The following is a 16,640-nucleotide window of genomic DNA, read 5'->3' as shown; positions in this document are numbered from 1 at the left end:
ATGGTACAATAGGTTGTCATTAACACGGAGGGGAGCTGGAGGTCATGAACGACTGGGAGCCTGACTATGAAGAAGAGCTGGATGCCTTTCTCATCTGGATGAAGGACGCCGGTTTTACCGCCTACACACAGAAATCCTATCTTGCTGATGTGCGGGAGTTCCTGGCGAGTCTGAACGGTAAAAAGCTGGAGACTGTCAAAAAGCTGCATGTCGTTTCCTATTTGACCTCTGTCCGTGAACGCGGGGTAAGCGATGCAACCCGGAACCGGAAGCATGCTTCGGTAAACTGCTTATTCAAAGCTCTGATGGAGCTTGAACTGCTGTCTGCAAATCCTGCGGCCGGAATCAAGAAGTCCAGAACGGAAAAGAACCGTGAACCGGTTTTTCTCGATGAAAATGACCTGCAGCGGTTTTTGTCCGTCGTAGAAGGAAAGTACCGAAGCCGCAATCTGGCTGTTTTTCTGCTCATGTCCTACATGGGACTGCGGGTAGGGGAGGTGCACACCCTGAATCTGAGCGATTACAACGCCGAACGGCGTTCGCTCCGTGTCTTCGGGAAAGGCCGCAAATGGCGCAATGTGCCGGTGCCTGCGGATGTTGCTCCCTTTTTGGAGCAGGCACTGAAAGACCGTCTTGACCCTTGGCGCAGCAAAGAGGAAGCCATGTTCATCTCGCAAAAGGGACGGAGGCTCTCCATCCGCGGAATTCAGGGCATCGCAGCAGATACCTTTGAGCGTTTTCAGAGCGGAGTTCCCGCCGCTCATCGCCGGCCTTACTCCAGCCACAAGCTACGCCACTCCTTCGCCACGATGCTGCTGCGTAAGGGGGCGGATTTACGCACAGTGCAGGAGCTGCTGGGCCACTCGTCGATTCAAACCACGACCGTGTACACTCATATCACGAGCCGGGAGAAGGAAGAGGCGATGTCACGGCTGCAAATCAGCATGCCTGAACGAGAAACAACCGCCAGAGAATAACATAATTAATATTATGTAAACAAAGGGACCGCAAGCATGAAGTTTAAAATACAACTCCTGCGTAATCGGCGCAGATTGACGGAGCTAATCACTTTTCTATCTTCATGCGTATTTACTGCCAGCAGTAAAAATATTCAGGCCAACATCGTCACTCCGGCATCCATTCGTGCGGCGATTACGGTTGTGGCAACCGTTCCAATCGTGATCGTCTATCCGTTTCTGCAAAAGTACTTTATCACCGGTCTGACTCTAGGCGGGGTAAAAGAGTAATTGTAATATAATGCAAGGGACAGCAAGGACCAATTTCATTGGCAGACATGACGATTCATGTTATATTTGTTGATACAAGAAGCTCCGTCCTTTCAGTAAGTGGGGGTTATTCTCCATTACCGGAAGGGCGTTTTTTTGCTTTCCGGTGTGCGCAGCACGTCAAGTGGAAACGGCTACGCCGTCCTTATAAGGACGGTAACCGTTTCAGCGAGAAATATAAGGATAATTTATAGTATGAAACATAAAAATTCTTATATTTTAAAAAAGGACTATCCCGCACCCCAGTTATGGTGGTGGAGATAGTCCGTCCGGGTATGCAGCCCTGGCTTACAGCTCCAGCTTGGAGATTTCGCTCTTCAGCTTCTCTGCGGATTTCTGGAACATCGCTTGTTCATCTTCACTCAGCGGAAGATCCAGCACTTCGCGAACGCCGGAGCGGTCAACGACACATGGAGCGCCGAGGAATACATCTGATACTCCATTGTAATTGTTAAGCAGCGTGGAGACATTCAGCACAGCGCCTTCATTCTGCAGAATCGCAGCCACGATGCGGTCCAGCGCAAGGGCAATCGCATAGGAGGTAGAACCCTTGGCGTCAATGATTTCGTAAGCGGCATTCTTGGTATCTTCGAAGATTTCCTTGCGTTCCGCGTCATCGAACCCAAGATCAATCCCGGCAACATTGGCCAGGCTCCAGACCGGCAGCTCGGAGTCGCCATGCTCACCGATGATTTGTCCGTGAATGCTGCGCGGATCAATTTCCTTATGACGGCCAATCAGGTAACGGAATCTTGCGCTGTCAAGCACGGTACCGGAACCGATGACACGTCTGCGGTCGAAACCGCTGATCTTGAGTGTGGCATAGGCAAGAATATCCACCGGGTTTGTGGCGATCAGCAGAATGGCGTGATGGTTGTATTTCGTGATTTTCTGGATAATATCCTTGAAAATCGAAATGTTCTTGCGCAGCAGATCAATCCGGGTCTCACCCGTCTTCTGGGAGGCGCCGGCGGTCACAATAATAATGTCCGCTTCCCGGCAATCTTCATAGGTTCCGGCCCAGAGCTTCACGCCGCCGACAAAAGGCATGCCGTGGTTCATATCAAGTGCTTCACCAAGCGCTTTCTGATGATTGACGTCGATAAAGACCAGTTCTTGCATGCGTCTGCGCAGCAGCAGAGTATAGGCGGTTGTAGTGCCGACGGCACCGGTGCCGATAACTACTACACGATTTGGTTTAAATGGGGGGGCCATTGCTACATCTCCTCCTGATTTTGAATTTTCTGTGTCCAATCTTATCCATCATAATCGGAAAGGTTATTGTTTTCAAGCATGCTTCTTTAATCCATTACCCAAAAGCGGGCATGCTAACAAAGAAGCTGGAACAAATGAAACAGCAATGTTTAGTATTTCCACAATTTTATTATTTATTGGAAGTCATAACTACTGACAGGAGAGAACTTAAGTATGGATTTATTCCGCAAAAAGCCGCTGGCTGCTCCTGCAATCGCCGAAGCGGACAAGCTAAGCAAGACACTGGGTGCTCTGGATCTAACCACATTGGGTGTGGGAGCAATCATCGGCACCGGAATATTTGTAATGACAGGCGTTGCCGCCGCAGAGCATGCGGGACCGGCCCTGGTCCTATCCTTCATACTGGCCGGTATTGCCTGTGTGCTGTCCGCACTATGCTATTCTGAATTCGCTTCCACGCTCCCGGTATCCGGCAGTGCTTATGCTTACAGCTACGTAGCCTTCGGCGAACTGCTGGCCTGGATTCTCGGCTGGGATTTGGTGCTGGAATATGGCGTTGCAGCGGCGGCAGTAAGCAGCGGCTGGTCAGGATATTTCCAAGGTTTGCTTGATGGCTTGGGGCTGCATTTGCCCACGGCGCTGTCCGGGGCGTATAATGCGGACAAAGGGACTTTTATCAACCTGCCCGCAATTGTTATCATTTTGCTGATTTCCTTCCTGCTGAGCCGCGGTGTCAAGGAAACGGCCCGTTTCAATGCCATTATGGTCGTAATTAAGCTGTCGGTGGTGCTTTTATTTATAGTTACCGGCATTTTCTATGTAAAACCGGAGAACTGGACACCCTTTATGCCCTTTGGCTTTCACGGTGTAGTGAATGGCGCAGCTACAGTGTTTTTTGCCTATATCGGCTTTGATGCCCTCTCTACGGCAGCCGAAGAAGTCAAGCGTCCACAGCGCGATCTGCCGATCGGGATTATCTCTTCCCTTGCAATTTGCACTGTGCTGTATATCGTTGTCTCACTGGTGCTCACCGGTATTGTTCCTTACCAGAACCTGAATGTTAGCGATCCGGTTTCATTTGCTCTGCGGTTTGTGAATCAGAACATGATTGCTGGCCTGATCTCTGTGGGAGCCATCGCGGGGATGACCACGGTTCTGCTGGTATTGCTGTTCGGCCAGTCCCGTCTGCTGTTCGCGATATCGCGGGATGGGCTTCTGCCACAGACCTTGTCCAAGGTAAACGCCAAGACGCATACCCCAGTCCGCAGTACTTGGATGGTAGGCGGCATTATCGCTCTGCTTACCGCCTTTGTTCCACTCGACCGTCTGGCTAACCTGACCAGCATCGGCACACTGTTTGCTTTTCTGGTCGTTTCCCTTGGTGTGATCGTGCTGCGGTATACTCATCCTAATCTGAAGAGAAGCTTTAAGGTACCCTGGGTTCCACTAATTCCATTACTCAGTGCGGCAGCCTGCGGCTATTTGATGTATAATTTGGGAAAAGAGACCTGGACCGGCTTTATCATCTGGCTGATCGTTGGACTCGTGATCTATGGATTATACGGCTACAAGAGCAGTAACCTGAATAAGAAAAAATAATTATATAAACTGACTGGAAAATTACAGAAGGCAGAAGTGGCGGAGGGGAAGTTTGGAACTGAAGGAGCGAACGCGACCGCCTTTGTCTGCGGATTTCCACCGCGAAGAGCGGTAACAATCAAGAAATCTGCAGACAACAGCGGCCGGAAGTCCAAACATTCCCCGCAGTCACGACTATAGCCAATTTGTTAGATTTACAGTTCAGTTTATATAGACAAGGAAGAGGAGAGAGAAGATTGTCATCTAAAATGCCTGGCTTCAAGGTTCTGGCAGCCGTATTTACGGTAATCCTGACCCTGCTTATACTCTCGGCCTGCTCTTCTCCTCCACCGGAGCCTTCCCAGCCCCCACAGCCGACGGAAGCGCCGGAAATAGGGCAGACGATTACACTGATCACACCCGATGCCAAGAATATCGACAATGAGAATACCCCGAAATATCAGATCCAGACCAGGCTGACCGATTTCAGGCTCCTGAATGATGCAGTAGGGCTGGCCTGGGGTGTGACCAAAAACGAGCTGCGCATCTACATGACAAAGAACAACGGCAGAACGTGGACCAACATCTCGCCTTCAACGAATGTGCAGTTTTTGGCTAACCCTGTGTACGGCAAAGATATCTTCTTCACGGACCCTAGCAATGGCTGGATTCTGCGAAGTGCCGCCGGGCTTACGGAAACGGTTGTGCTGCGGACCACGGATGGGGGAAGCAGCTGGAAGGTTTCTTCTTTTCCCGATGCGAACACGATTTCATCGATCTATTTCAACTCGCCATCTCATGGCTGGCTGATGACCTCCTGGGATTCCAGTGCCACTAAAGAGAGCAAAGCGCTTTATGCAACGGCTGACGGCGGAGCGACCTGGAATATGGTGATGCAAAATGAGCAGTACAATCCCAATCTGCCGAATAATACGATCCCGATATCCGGGGTCATTACAGGAATGATTTTCAAGGACAGTATACATGGCTTTGTAACCCTGCAGACCGGGGCGCTCCCGAAGATCTACATGACCAAAGACGGCGCAGCAACCTGGAGTCAAGGCCCCGAATTTTTGGTGAATGACCAATTAGCGGGCTGTGACCGTGTGATCACCGGCGAGCCGGTTTTCTTTGACAAGGGTAATCAGAACGGCTGGATGCCGGTAGGGTGCCAAAAGGAAAAAGATAGCGCCATTACCTACAATGGTTATTTCACAGCCAATGGTGGAGAAAACTGGAAATTCGTGTCGTTTGGACTGGGCAGCCAGACGGGAATTAATCGCCACATTGCTCCAACCTTTTTCAATTCGCAGTATGGCTGGATTTTGAAGCAGAACCTGCTGTACAAAACAACCAATCAGGGGCAGACGTGGACTGCGCTTCCGGCCAGCAGAGTGCTGCAATCGAAGCTTGAGGAGTATCCGGAGATTGTGAAGCTGCAGTTTATTTCCAGTGAAGTGGGCTGGCTGCTGATTGAGAAAAAAGAAGACCGCAGATCCATCCTGCTGCAGACTACGAATGGCGGAATTAACTGGCGTGTGATGTAGAACTTGAATAGCAAGGAGGCGTTAATGTTATGGAGATTCATATCCGTAAGGCTCTGTGGGCTGATGCCCGGGAGCTGTGCCGCTTGATAGAGCAGTTGAAAGGCGCACCGCAGTCGCTGGAGCAAATTGAGCGCCGCTTGGAATTTATAGAGAATAGCCCTATTGAGGAGCTATATGTAGCCGTGCAGTCCGATGGGCAGGAAGATCTCCCGCTGCTTGGGGCTATGGGCTTCCGGCTGCGGGAGAATATAGAGGATATGACCCGCTATGGAGAAGTTTCGATGTTGGTTGCGGATAAGCAAGTCCGCAGGCAGGGGATCGGGCGGCAACTGATCGCATATGCAGAACAGTTGGCTTCAGAGCGCGGCTGTTTGGGAACCTGGCTCGTCAGCGGACTGAAGCGGGCGGAGGAAGCGCATGTTTTTTATAAGGAACTGGGTTATGAAATCACTGGGTATAGATTTGTAAAGGTGAAGGCGAAGGACCAGCATTAATTAATTAGAAATCCCGTTCGGATATCAGTTTTATAAAAAAATGAAACAAAAAAATCTTTATAAAAATTTTATTTATAAGTGTGAAAAAAATCACATGACAAATAAATAAACGTGTGATATATTTAACACATAGAGAACAAGTTCATTTTTTCACAAACTTTCATCCCGAATAGGAGAGATTCTAATGAAAACTTTCGAAACGGATTATGTGACTAGAAACCTGCTGCAGCTGTGCTACAACTGTGATGATGCTCACCTCTGTGAAACAGAAGAACAATGCAGAGCATGCTGGGCGGAAAGCGGAATGCTTCCTGTAGACAATGACGAAACCAAGCAATTATTAGATCTCGTACACGCCTAATCAAAAGGGCGGATGGATGTTAATGAAGGCCACAGCCGATCTCTGATTACAGAGAACGGTTGTGGCCTTTTTGACATGTCTGAGCCACTTACTCAGATTTAATGTTTTTGTAATGCTTTATGGAATAGCAGGGGCATATACATGTACAGAAGTACCTGTATCCATGCTGTAAGCAGGATAACATGGGGAATAAGGGGGAATAAGTCATGGGAATGGGCCCGGATTCATCTTGGATGTTTGATCTGACAGGGACGGTAATACCGCTCTTTCTCGCCCTGGTGATTGGCATTGTCGCTGTATCTGCAGGCAGGGGTTTGCTACAGTGGAGCCGGAACAACAGCTCGCCCATACTGACCATCCCCGCCCGCATCGTCAGCAAACGCAGTGAGGTGCGGCAGCAGCAGTCCCAGGAAGAGAACACAACCAGCCGCACCAGCACGACCTATTATTTAACCTATGAGCTGGAGAATGGTGCCCGGATGGAGTTCAAGGTGGAAGGCAGCGAATACGGCATGAGCGCAGAAGGGGATAGGGGGATACTGACTTATCAAGGTACAAGATACCACGGATTCCAGCGGCAGCCCCACTATTCAACTGCAGAATAGTACAGATGTAAGCTTGCTTATGAATATAACAGCTTGTAGCATCCCCTTGATTCCGGGTAACGGAGCAAGGGGATATTTGTATGCTGAGATTCAAGAACTGGGCGGAATTTGGGTATGACTGTCACCTCTTGGGCGAATGCACATACAATACAGCGAGCAGTAGAGAAAAGTGCAGCTAAGGAGGAGAAGGCGTGGCTGTTATTAAGGCGAACTCGCAGGATGCAAGAGTGCTTGCAAGGCTGATGAGGGCAGAGGCCGAAGAGGATGGGGATTCAGGCATGCTAATGGTCGGCAATGTGGGAGTCAACCGGATACTTGGCAACTGCCTGGACTTTAGAAACATCCGCAGTGTGAATGATATGGTATTTCAAAGCCCTGGAGGCTTCGAAGCACCGCAGAAGGGGTATTTCTACCAGCGTGCCCGTGACGCTGATGTCCGCCTGGCCAGACGTGTTATTGGGGGCGAAAGAATATGGCCTGCGTCGAATGCGCTCTGGTTTTTCCGGCCTGTCGGAGAATGCCCGGCGACCTGGTACAACCAGCAAAATACCGGCCGGTACAAAGCACACTGCTTCTTTACGCCAACCAGTGAGGATTGTCCTTCATTATTCTAGGAGTGGAAGATGTCCACGAAGACAGAGTTAATCTTGCAAGCAACAAAAACATTTAGGAGGTATTTGGAAAATGATAACTCAGCCTTACCGTCCAGTTACTTATTCAATTGGCAGTATGCCATCAGGTGGAATGAGCAACATGAACAATATGAATAACATGGGCCCTATGAATAACATGGGCCCTATGAACAACATGGGCCCTATGAGCAACATGAGTCCCATGAGTGGTAAAGGTTCTATGGGAACAGGTACAATGGGCAGCATGGGCAGTATGGGTGGTAGTATGGGAAGCATGGGAAGTGGTATGCCGACCACCATGCCCGCGACGCCTCCATCAGTTACCAGCGGCAGCCCAATGACTCCTAGTGGAACTGTTGTGCCCACGACCGCTCCAGTATTTGAGCAATCATACATCGAAAACATTTTCCGGCTGAATCTTGGCAAAGTAGGTACTTTTTATTTCACATACGAAAACAACAAAGAATGGAATGCCAAGATCTACACAGGTGTACTTGAAGCTGCGGGCCGCGACCATATCATCATCAGCGACAAAGCTACCGGACAGCGGATAGTGCTGCTTATGGTTAATTTCGATTATGCCACCTTCAACGAACCGCTTACTTACCAATATCCAGGTGTAATCGGCAATCCGCCAACCACCCGCAATTGTCGTTAATCATTGCTCGGTAAGCTGCATTCTTACTCCAGAGACGGCAGTTGCCCTACGAGGGTGGCGGCCGTTTCTTTTTTTGGCGCTTCCAGAAATTATGAGTAGTGGTGAAGTTATTTTTTGGGTTTCTGCTTGCACCTATCCAGGGCTGCCTTAATAGGATGTTGAGAAGTCGTTTAATTCTAAGGAGGAATAGAACGGATGCAGAAGATACGGCCTACTGTTAAGAAGATCAGAAGAGGCACTATTCAGACACAGAGACACGTACATGAATTCGAAGGCAGCACTAAACTGGCTGAAACCGGCGCAGATCGGCACAACCATCGTTTTGCAGGTGTTACGGGACAAGCGATTAAATCAGGAAAAAGCCACTTCCATGAAATTGAGTTCGAACACACTGACTTCTTGAACCATTTCCATAATTTGAAGAAGATAAGAACAGGACCAGCCATTCCAGTAGGAAACGGCAAACACGTACATTTTGTGACGGGTCATACTACACTAAATGATGGCCACATGCACCAATTTAATTTCGCGACATTGATTCAATCACCGCTGGTGTAAAATAAGAAAATAAATTAACCCGCCGGGCGCCATTGGCCTGACGGGTTATTTGCAGAAGAGCTGCATTTTTTTGCACACGTAATCGGAGTTGATAATAGGCAGCAGATTCACCGACTAAACGATCTTCGTTTGTAGTTAATCCTTCGCGCGTTAAGGCAATGGACAAGCTCTTTCCATCGTGGTAAGCCTCTGCAACAGTCAGGGTCGCTCCCTCATGAGTATCACTGATTCCAAGCTTTGTAATCTGGTCGTTGTCCGCAGCGGATCTCAATTCGTTATTGCCGGTACTAACAATTCCAAGACCAAGCGCGGCTGCAGAAGCGGCGGCGATTGACGTTTTCTTGAATATGCCTCCTTGTGTAGTGGTTTTTTTCATAGGGTTCTCTCTTATCCGTTGTATAAATTTGCGTACTGAGGCTGTACTCGGTCGTTTCGGTTTCACAAATCATTTCATCATTTAATTTCATTTGCTTATCATTCGTTGGCTTTTCAAATCTGCGATATTTTTACACCAATAGATACCTGTTTTTATGCTCCGAGTAATAATATAATAATGTATATATTTATATCCGTGATTTCAGTCAGGAGATGAAGACATTGGGAAATTGATACTGAAAGGAACAACTGGAGCTGCCCAGGCTGACATTTTGAACAAACGAAGGAGGTGGGCCTATCCGCCTGAATCGTGGAGACGGTGGATAGGAGTATAAATTGAGCGACCCTTTACCCGGTATATTACATGTAGGTCTTATTATTTTGCTGGTGCTGTGTAATGGCTTTTTTGTTTCGGTTGAATATGCGATGGTGAAGGTACGCAGCGGCCGTATTGATTCCCTGATTGAGGAAGGCAGCAAAAGAGCAGTAGCAGCAGGTAAAATCGTACACAATCTGGACGGCTTCCTGTCCGCCTGCCAATTGGGGATCACCCTTGCCTCGCTGGCACTCGGCTGGCTGGGGGAGCCGGCAATTGCAACGATTGTGGGGCCAATTGTAACAAGCCTAGGATTTGGCGAAACATCCGTTTTTGTGATCTCTTTAATCATTGCTTTTCTGTTCATTACGGTTCTGCATATTGTGCTGGGTGAGCTTGCTCCCAAGACGATTGCGGTGAATAAAGCCGAAGCTGTGCTGCTGTTAGCCGCTGGTGCGATGAATGTTTTCTACCGTATCATGTATCCATTTATTTGGGTCGTTAACGGTATGGCCCGCGGACTGCTAAGTGTTTTCCGTCTGGCGCCGGCCTCAGAGCTCGCAACAGCGCATACGGAGGAAGAAATTCGCATCATTATGCAGGAGAGCAACAAGAGCGGACTTATAGATAATACGGAAATGACTTTGGTAGACAATATTTTTGAATTTGCCGATACGATGGCCCGGGAGATTATGATCCCCCGCACCGAAATGATCTGTCTGAACAATCATCTTTCAATAGAAGAGAATCTGGAGGTTGCCTTCGACGGCATGCGGACGCGTTATCCGGTCTGTGACGGCGATAAGGACCATATCCTTGGCTTCATTCATATTAAGGATCTGATCCGGGACAATGCGCTCAAGTATGATGAGCTGATCCGTCCGATACTTACCGTACCCGAGTCGATCCAGATCAGTGCCCTTCTGAAAGTAATGCAGCGTGCCAAGACGCAAATTGCCATCCTGATTGATGAATATGGAGGCACGTCGGGGATGGTAACACTGGAAGACATCATGGAGGAAATCGTCGGAGAGATTCAGGATGAGTTTGATGAAGAGCGTCCCGGCGTTGAGAAGCTGGGGGAGGATGAATACTCCATAGACGGCCTGATGCTGATTGAAGAGATCAACGACCGGCTTGGACTGAACATGGAGACCGATGATTATGACACTATTGGCGGCTGGCTGTACTCTAAGCTTGAGGTGAATCCGCCGCATAATGGCCAGACGGTTGAATTCGACAGCCACCTGTTCGTGGTGGAGGAGACCGATAACAAAAGAATTTCCCGCATTAAGGTGTTGAAGGTGCAGCAGCTTCTATCGGAAGAGGCGGGAGCTTAATTCAGCAATAGCAAAGCTTTAGAGGCATGGCGTTCAGTACTGGCGCTGTGCTTTTTTGCCGTGACCATAAAAGCTTTGCCGCCATCAGGAGGAACTTCCGATTCGCTTCTATTCATGTCGGGTATAAGGAATGTAACCAGCGCTTATCCATCATCCGAAGGAGAAAGGGGAGGAGGCAATGCCCGATCATCTTCACTATAACGTGCTGCTTGTCCTTTTTTCTATTATAGTCGCATTGCTGTCTTGTTTTGCGGCACTCGATCTGACTGAACGGTTGGTCCGGGACAAAAGAACCCCTTCCTTTATCCTATATATTTCCTGCGTACTGGGGGTAGGGCTGTGGAGTGCGCATTTTATGGGTATGATGGCTATAGAGCTGGAAATGGCTGTTTCTTACTCGCTTCCGCTAATACTTCTTTCATTGTGCGTCCCCATCGCGGCGTCCTATATACTGCTTGTGCTGTTCAATCATCCCCGGACCCGCAACAAGCTGTACCTCGGATTTGGCGGGTTGCTGTTTGGCAGTGGCCTTCAGATCATGCATTACTGTGGAAGGCTGGCGACGAACCCCTCTTTGGAGTATGAGCAAAGCAGGCTCTCAATTGCAGGGTCTGTCTTGTTTTCACTTATTATCCCTGTCGTTACCGTCTCCTTTGACTCCAACTGGGTGCGAAATTCCTATAATATGTTTACCATCAAAAAAATAATGCTCATGCTCACGCTAACCGGCGCGCTCCTGGGAACCCATTACTCCGCGATGGCCGGAGCCTCTTTTGTTACACCAGATATGGCGATGGATACAGGGAAAAGCTCGCTCCTTAGTGATTCAGTACTGGAGCTGATTTTGGCATGTGCCTTTCTGCTCATGGTGACCATCGTATTTATTCTTCTATATAGAGACCGGCAGCGGGTGCTGCACTCCTCGCAGTTTAATGAGCAGCGCTACATGGCCTTGTTTGAATTCAGTCCGGATATGGTGATTTGTATTGATCCTGTCCGTCAAAATGTCATCAGTGTCAATCCTTCACTCCGGCAGACAACAGGGTTCGGCACAGAGGAGCTGGGTAACTATAAAAATGTTATGTATACCGGTCAGGATGAAGAGGCGCTCAAAACCGCAGTCAAAAGGGCGGCAGAAGGTGAATCCAGCAAGCTGGAATTGTCAGTCACAACCAAAGGAGGGCGCAGGCTCGTGTGCAGCGCTACTGTTTTTCCATTGGTACATGATAAACAGAACTTTGTGTATATCGTTGCGGAGGATGTTACCGCATTGGCGGAATATCAGCAGGAGTTAATCGTGGCGAAAAATGCTGCCGAGAGCGCCGCCCGGATGAAAAGCGAGTTCCTGGCTACCATGAGCCACGAAATCAGGACCCCGCTTAACGGAATCATTGGCATCAATCAACTGCTCACAGAGGAAATAAGATTGCCTGAGCATTTAGACCTGCTTAAGCTCCAGAACACAAGCAGTCACGCTCTACTAAAAGTAATGAACGACATCCTCGATATCTCCCGCTTGGAGGCAGAGAATTTGCTGCTGTACAGAGAGCCTTTTCAGCTTGCAGCCATGCTTCAGGAATGTATGGACCTGTTTGCAGTGAATGCCAGCGATAAAAATTTGAGCCTTAAGCTCCAGCTTGAGCCGTCGATCCCCCAAACTGTAGTCGGTGACAGTGCGCGAATCCGCCAGATTCTCGTCAATTTAATCGGAAATGCAGTCAAATTCACCCATGCCGGAGAGGTTAGTGTAATTGTAGAGCCTTATAATTCTGCTGGAGCAGCCTTGGATCTGCAGTTTACAGTTAAGGATACGGGCATTGGGATCTCGCCTGACAAGCTGAGGCTGTTGTTCCAGCCTTTCTCCCAGGTGGATGCTTCCCACAGCCGCAGCTATCCCGGAACCGGGCTTGGGCTGGCTATATGCAAAAAGCTGGTCGATTTAATGAACGGCGAGATTTGGGCTGCAGCCGCAGATGGCGGCGGGACCGAATTTAGCTTTCGGATTACGCTGCAGACTATTGAACAGATCGGGACAGAAGCCGTGTGAATGGGGTTTGCCAAAGCTAGAGTTTTAATTATATAATTTTAAATCATATGAACTTCATCACACCAGTCCGCACAGGACGGAAAGGAACTCTCTTTTGAGCAAAACAAAAAATAATAATGTCATGGCTCCCCAATTAAACAAGCAGGAGAGACGCAGGGCAGAGCTTGAGAAGCAGAAGACGAGAATTCTGATTATCAGTACAGTAGCGTTAGTTGTTATCATCTTTGTAGGGTTATTCATGTTAGCTTCAAAGGACAGTTCCTCGTCAACAGCAGGTTCCGGTACAGCATTCAACTTCAATTACAGTGAGCTGCCAAGACTAGGCAAAGAGGATGCCCCGGTAAAAATCGTCGAGTTTGGCGATTTCAAATGTCCGGCGTGCGCCCAATTCTCCGGCTCGATCAAACCGCAGCTTGTTCAGGAATATGTGAATCAGGGTAAGGCGGCACTTTATTTTGTGAATATGGCCTTTATTGGCCCGGATTCGGTAACGGCCTCTTTGGCCGCATTGTCTGTCTACCATCAGAACAGTGACGCTTTCTGGACCTACTACGATGCTATTTATGCTAACCAAGGTGACGAGAACAAGGAGTGGGCAACCGCAGACTTTCTGGTAAGCCTGGCGCAGAAGGAAAAACTCCCGATTGATTTTGATCTCCTGCGCAAAGACATTGAGAACCGCACCTATGAAAGTGAACTGCAAAGCGACATTAAGATCGCCAAAGATGCAGGGGTAACTTCCACACCTACAGTTTTTGTTAATGGTGTAAAGGTGGATGAGCCTTTCAAGATGCAAGCGATTGACGCACAGGTTAAAGCCGCCACCACAGCAGTGAGTGCCAAGTGATGAAGTTTTCCAGGTTCTGCCGCCGCCACTGCCTTTATCTGGCCTGGTTCGTATCCGTAATTGCCGTAGCAGGCAGCTTGTATCTCAGCGAGGTGCTGAAATATGAGCCCTGCAAGCTCTGCTGGTTCCAGCGCATTTTTATGTATCCGCAGCTCATCCTGCTCGGAATTGCCACCTACCGGAATGATAAAAGCATTATTCCCTATGTGCTCCCCTTAAGCCTGATTGGCGGCTCGATCTCGCTCTATCATTATGCCGAGCAGAAGATTCCCGCCCTCAGTAAGGTGATTCCCTGCACAATCGGCGTTCCCTGCAACAAGGATTATCTGAATTATTTCGGGTTTATTACCATTCCGTTGCTGGCACTGATTGCTTTTGCATTAATCGCAATTTTGCTCTGGAACGGGCGTAAAGAAGAAGAGGCAGAGTAAGAAACTTCTGACACAAATATTAATCGAAATCCTGTAAAAAGACGTGTTGAAGGGATAATTGAAGAGAATGAAAGATCGGGTTATCCCTCATCCTGGATTTGCGTTATTTGAATGTTTTTTCATTATTTTTTCATTTTTTTCACCGCTTTACGGAAGACGCGTTGTAGATTATCATTAGTCCTTGTGAGAAGTTGAATACGCGCTGAATTTTCCGTAAGGGAAAACGGGGGAACCATTATTGGCAGATGTGCCAAAGGGGTGAATCGGGAGCGGGTCAAATGACCCCAACCGTAGGGCTACCACAGTCCGAATCCGCCAGCTAACCTCGTAAGCAACGGTGGGATAATGACGATGCTATAAGCATGCGGATCATTTCCGTATGCTTATTTTTGTGCCTGCATTTATGAAACCCGCCGATGAAAACAGCGCACGGTACTACCGATTCAGCTTAACAAAGAGAGGAACTGTTACTACAATGGTAAGCAAGGTAAAACGACTATTGATCGGGCGTCCGATGAAGTCGAATGAGCTCGATCATGAAAAGTTATCCAAGGTAAAAGCATTGGCTGTCCTATCTTCTGATGCGCTCTCGTCTGTAGCCTATGGGACGGAACAAATCCTGATTGTCTTGGTGGCTGCCGGTTTTACAGCCATCTGGTATTCACTGCCAATTGCATTAGCCGTATTGGGCCTGCTGGCTATTTTGATTTTATCCTATCGCCAGACCATTTTTGCCTATCCTCAGGGCGGCGGCGCGTATATCGTAGCCAAAAGCAACCTCGGGATTCCAACCGGCTTGCTCGCCGGAGGCTCTTTGTTGGTGGATTACATTTTGACCGTTGCGGTAAGTGCCTCGGCGGGTACGGATGCGATTACATCCGCTTTTCCAAGTCTGCATAATCATAGCGTACTTATCGCTGTTACCGTAATTCTGCTCTTGACCATTGTCAATTTGCGGGGGGTTACGGAATCTGCATCCTTCATTGCCATTCCGGTATATCTGTTCGTGATCTCGATCTTTGTGCTGATTATATCAGGAGTATTCAAATATATAACCGGCGGCGCTCATGCGAGTGTCCCTGAAATCGGGTCGGCCGTTTCCAACGTCAGCCTGTTTCTGTTGCTCAAGGCCTTCAGCTCCGGTTGTTCGGCGCTGACGGGTGTCGAGGCTGTATCCAATGCCATTCCGAACTTCAAAGCCCCGGCGGAGAAAAATGCCGCCAAAACCTTGATGATGATGGGGATTATCCTCGGGATCATGTTCACGGGGATTACGCTGCTTGCTTACTGGTATGGAGTTACACCGGATGAAAAAGCGACAGTTGTTTCACAAATTGCCGAATCCACCTTTGGCCGCGGCGCTTTGTACTTTTTCATTCAAGGCATTACAGCAGTGATCCTGTTCCTGGCTGCCAATACAGCCTACTCGGCGTTTCCGCTACTCGCCTTCATGTTCGCTAAGGATAAGTACCTGCCGCATGCATTTATGGTCCGCGGTGACCGCTTGGGCTTCTCCAACGGCATTATTTTTCTTGGGGTCCTATCGGCCTTGCTTGTAACGGCATTCCACGGTAATACCGAGAGCTTGATTCCTTTGTATGCGGTGGGTGTGTTTATTCCGTTTACACTGTCCCAGCTTGGCATGATGGTGCACTGGTTCAAGACCAAGCCCAAAGGCTGGCACAATAAATTTGCTGTGAACACGGTGGGGATGCTCACAACTCTGACAATTACAATGATCTTCATTATTACGAAGTTCTCCAGTGTATGGATGGCCTTTATCTTCCTGCCTGTTGTCATGTTCGTGTTCCACCGCATTCACCACCATTATCTGAATACTGCAGATCAGCTGCGTATTTGCCCGGCAACAGATAAGCCCTGCATTAAGGGAAGCACAGTAGTCGTTCCTGTCGCGGGTGTGACACGTGCGGTGCTACATTCAATCAGCTACGCCAAGTCCTTGACGGACAATGTGGTGGCTGTGTACGTCGGTTTTGATGAAGAAGAAATTCACAAGATGGAGCAGAAATGGGAGGAGTGGAACCCCGGTGTACGCCTGATTGTGCTCCGTTCCCGTTACCGCAGCATTATCCGTCCGCTTGTCAAGTTCATTGATACGGTAGAGTGGAAGACAGCTTCAACCGACCATATCACCGTCTTGATCCCGCAATTTATTACCAAGCACTGGTGGCAGGCCATCCTGCATAACCAGACCAGCTTGTTCATCCGTTCTTATCTCATGAATCAAAAAGACATTGTTGTAGCAACCGTGCCTTTTCATTTGCACAAATAGACAGATAGACTGCATTATCATGGCTGTTTCCGGGGATTCCGGAAGCGGCCTTTTTTT

16 protein-coding genes, 1 pseudogene and 1 riboswitch are annotated in these 16,640 nt (G+C 48.7%); of the genes and pseudogenes, 15 read left to right on the top strand and 2 right to left on the bottom strand.

Translation table 11 applies throughout. The features are described from left to right. Positions 1–44: 44 nt before the first annotated feature. Positions 45–977 (top strand): tyrosine-type recombinase/integrase, encoded by a 933-nt coding sequence (locus ACX1DY_RS01105; RefSeq protein ID WP_458962359.1) that lies wholly within the window; start codon positions 45–47, stop codon positions 975–977. A gap of 138 nt (positions 978–1,115) precedes the next feature. Beyond that, positions 1,116–1,247 (top strand): annotated as a pseudogene (locus ACX1DY_RS01100) (carbohydrate ABC transporter permease); the annotation flags it as partial. A 327-nt stretch (positions 1,248–1,574) separates the two neighbouring features. On the opposite strand, the gene ACX1DY_RS01095 reads toward ACX1DY_RS01100, so the two are convergent. Then, positions 1,575–2,501 (bottom strand): L-lactate dehydrogenase, encoded by a 927-nt coding sequence (locus ACX1DY_RS01095; RefSeq protein WP_458962358.1) that lies wholly within the window; start codon positions 2,499–2,501, stop codon positions 1,575–1,577. Between the two features lie 213 nt (positions 2,502–2,714). Here ACX1DY_RS01095 and ACX1DY_RS01090 point away from each other — a divergent pair, with 213 nt between their 5' ends. From ACX1DY_RS01090 to ACX1DY_RS01055, 8 genes are all read left to right on the top strand, one after another. Next, positions 2,715–4,100, top strand: a complete 1,386-nt coding sequence (locus tag ACX1DY_RS01090) for an amino acid permease (protein ID WP_458962357.1) — start codon at positions 2,715–2,717, stop codon at positions 4,098–4,100. Positions 4,101–4,336: 236 nt separating this feature from the next. Continuing rightward, positions 4,337–5,626: a WD40/YVTN/BNR-like repeat-containing protein gene (locus ACX1DY_RS01085; protein ID WP_458962356.1), complete on the top strand. Its 1,290-nt coding sequence runs from the start codon at positions 4,337–4,339 to the stop codon at positions 5,624–5,626. A 29-nt stretch (positions 5,627–5,655) separates the two neighbouring features. Next, positions 5,656–6,120, top strand: a complete 465-nt coding sequence (locus ACX1DY_RS01080) for a GNAT family N-acetyltransferase (RefSeq protein WP_458962355.1) — start codon at positions 5,656–5,658, stop codon at positions 6,118–6,120. 184 nt (positions 6,121–6,304) lie between these two features. Then, a complete protein-coding gene (locus tag ACX1DY_RS01075) occupies positions 6,305–6,481 on the top strand; it encodes a hypothetical protein (protein WP_458962354.1) in 177 nt (58 codons plus the stop codon). Between the two features lie 212 nt (positions 6,482–6,693). Continuing rightward, positions 6,694–7,086, top strand: coding sequence for a DUF2500 domain-containing protein (locus ACX1DY_RS01070; RefSeq protein ID WP_458962809.1), 393 nt, complete (start codon positions 6,694–6,696; stop codon positions 7,084–7,086). Between the two features lie 191 nt (positions 7,087–7,277). After that, positions 7,278–7,700: a cell wall hydrolase gene (locus tag ACX1DY_RS01065; protein WP_458962353.1), complete on the top strand. Its 423-nt coding sequence runs from the start codon at positions 7,278–7,280 to the stop codon at positions 7,698–7,700. 271 nt (positions 7,701–7,971) lie between these two features. Then, positions 7,972–8,376 (top strand): spore coat protein GerQ, encoded by a 405-nt coding sequence (gene gerQ, locus ACX1DY_RS01060; protein WP_458962808.1) that lies wholly within the window; start codon positions 7,972–7,974, stop codon positions 8,374–8,376. 195 nt (positions 8,377–8,571) lie between these two features. Then, the gene (locus tag ACX1DY_RS01055) at positions 8,572–8,934 is read left to right on the top strand and encodes a YmaF family protein (protein WP_458962352.1); all 363 of its coding nucleotides are present in this window, start codon (positions 8,572–8,574) and stop codon (positions 8,932–8,934) included. Here ACX1DY_RS01055 and ACX1DY_RS01050 read toward each other — a convergent pair. Then, the gene (locus tag ACX1DY_RS01050) at positions 8,897–9,310 is read right to left on the bottom strand and encodes a hypothetical protein (protein WP_458962351.1); all 414 of its coding nucleotides are present in this window, start codon (positions 9,308–9,310) and stop codon (positions 8,897–8,899) included. The two genes, ACX1DY_RS01055 and ACX1DY_RS01050, sit on opposite strands and share 38 nt — an antisense overlap. A gap of 335 nt (positions 9,311–9,645) precedes the next feature. On the opposite strand from ACX1DY_RS01050, the gene ACX1DY_RS01045 reads away from it, so the two are divergent. From ACX1DY_RS01045 to ACX1DY_RS01025, 5 genes are all read left to right on the top strand, one after another. Next, entirely contained in the window at positions 9,646–10,965 is a 1,320-nt protein-coding gene (locus tag ACX1DY_RS01045) for a hemolysin family protein (RefSeq protein WP_458962350.1), read from the top strand. Positions 10,966–11,143: 178 nt separating this feature from the next. Continuing rightward, on the top strand, positions 11,144–13,012 hold the full coding sequence (locus ACX1DY_RS01040; protein WP_458962349.1) for an ATP-binding protein: 1,869 nt from the start codon (positions 11,144–11,146) through the stop codon (positions 13,010–13,012). Between the two features lie 94 nt (positions 13,013–13,106). Beyond that, positions 13,107–13,859, top strand: coding sequence for a DsbA family protein (locus ACX1DY_RS01035; protein WP_458962348.1), 753 nt, complete (start codon positions 13,107–13,109; stop codon positions 13,857–13,859). Continuing rightward, positions 13,859–14,290, top strand: a complete 432-nt coding sequence (locus ACX1DY_RS01030) for a disulfide oxidoreductase (protein WP_458962347.1) — start codon at positions 13,859–13,861, stop codon at positions 14,288–14,290. The genes ACX1DY_RS01035 and ACX1DY_RS01030 overlap by 1 nt, the downstream gene beginning before the upstream one ends. Before the next feature lie 190 nt (positions 14,291–14,480). After that, positions 14,481–14,639, top strand: a riboswitch (cyclic di-AMP (ydaO/yuaA leader). A gap of 126 nt (positions 14,640–14,765) precedes the next feature. Beyond that, positions 14,766–16,583 carry an APC family permease gene (locus ACX1DY_RS01025; protein ID WP_458962346.1) on the top strand — a complete coding sequence of 606 codons (1,818 nt, stop codon included), beginning with the start codon at positions 14,766–14,768 and terminating at the stop codon, positions 16,581–16,583. Positions 16,584–16,640: the final 57 nt, after the last annotated feature.

Source organism: Paenibacillus sp. BAC0078, assembly GCF_054483875.1.
Note: the sequence above shows the minus strand (reverse complement) of the source record. Positions and strands in the feature narration are given on the sequence as shown.

What these genes read in the sequence shown, in the direction of transcription:
- ACX1DY_RS01105 (WP_458962359.1), top strand. Translation starts at nt 45, where the DNA reads ATGAACGACTGGGAGCCTGACTATGAAGAAGAGCTGGATGCCTTTCTC.
- ACX1DY_RS01095 (WP_458962358.1), bottom strand. Translation starts at nt 2,501, where the DNA reads ATGGCCCCCCCATTTAAACCAAATCGTGTAGTAGTTATCGGCACCGGT.
- ACX1DY_RS01090 (WP_458962357.1), top strand. Translation starts at nt 2,715, where the DNA reads ATGGATTTATTCCGCAAAAAGCCGCTGGCTGCTCCTGCAATCGCCGAA.
- ACX1DY_RS01080 (WP_458962355.1), top strand. Translation starts at nt 5,656, where the DNA reads ATGGAGATTCATATCCGTAAGGCTCTGTGGGCTGATGCCCGGGAGCTG.
- ACX1DY_RS01075 (WP_458962354.1), top strand. Translation starts at nt 6,305, where the DNA reads ATGAAAACTTTCGAAACGGATTATGTGACTAGAAACCTGCTGCAGCTG.
- ACX1DY_RS01070 (WP_458962809.1), top strand. Translation starts at nt 6,694, where the DNA reads ATGGGCCCGGATTCATCTTGGATGTTTGATCTGACAGGGACGGTAATA.
- gerQ (WP_458962808.1), top strand. Translation starts at nt 7,972, where the DNA reads ATGGGTGGTAGTATGGGAAGCATGGGAAGTGGTATGCCGACCACCATG.
- ACX1DY_RS01055 (WP_458962352.1), top strand. Translation starts at nt 8,572, where the DNA reads ATGCAGAAGATACGGCCTACTGTTAAGAAGATCAGAAGAGGCACTATT.
- ACX1DY_RS01050 (WP_458962351.1), bottom strand. Translation starts at nt 9,310, where the DNA reads ATGAAAAAAACCACTACACAAGGAGGCATATTCAAGAAAACGTCAATC.
- ACX1DY_RS01040 (WP_458962349.1), top strand. Translation starts at nt 11,144, where the DNA reads ATGCCCGATCATCTTCACTATAACGTGCTGCTTGTCCTTTTTTCTATT.
- ACX1DY_RS01030 (WP_458962347.1), top strand. Translation starts at nt 13,859, where the DNA reads ATGAAGTTTTCCAGGTTCTGCCGCCGCCACTGCCTTTATCTGGCCTGG.
- ACX1DY_RS01025 (WP_458962346.1), top strand. Translation starts at nt 14,766, where the DNA reads ATGGTAAGCAAGGTAAAACGACTATTGATCGGGCGTCCGATGAAGTCG.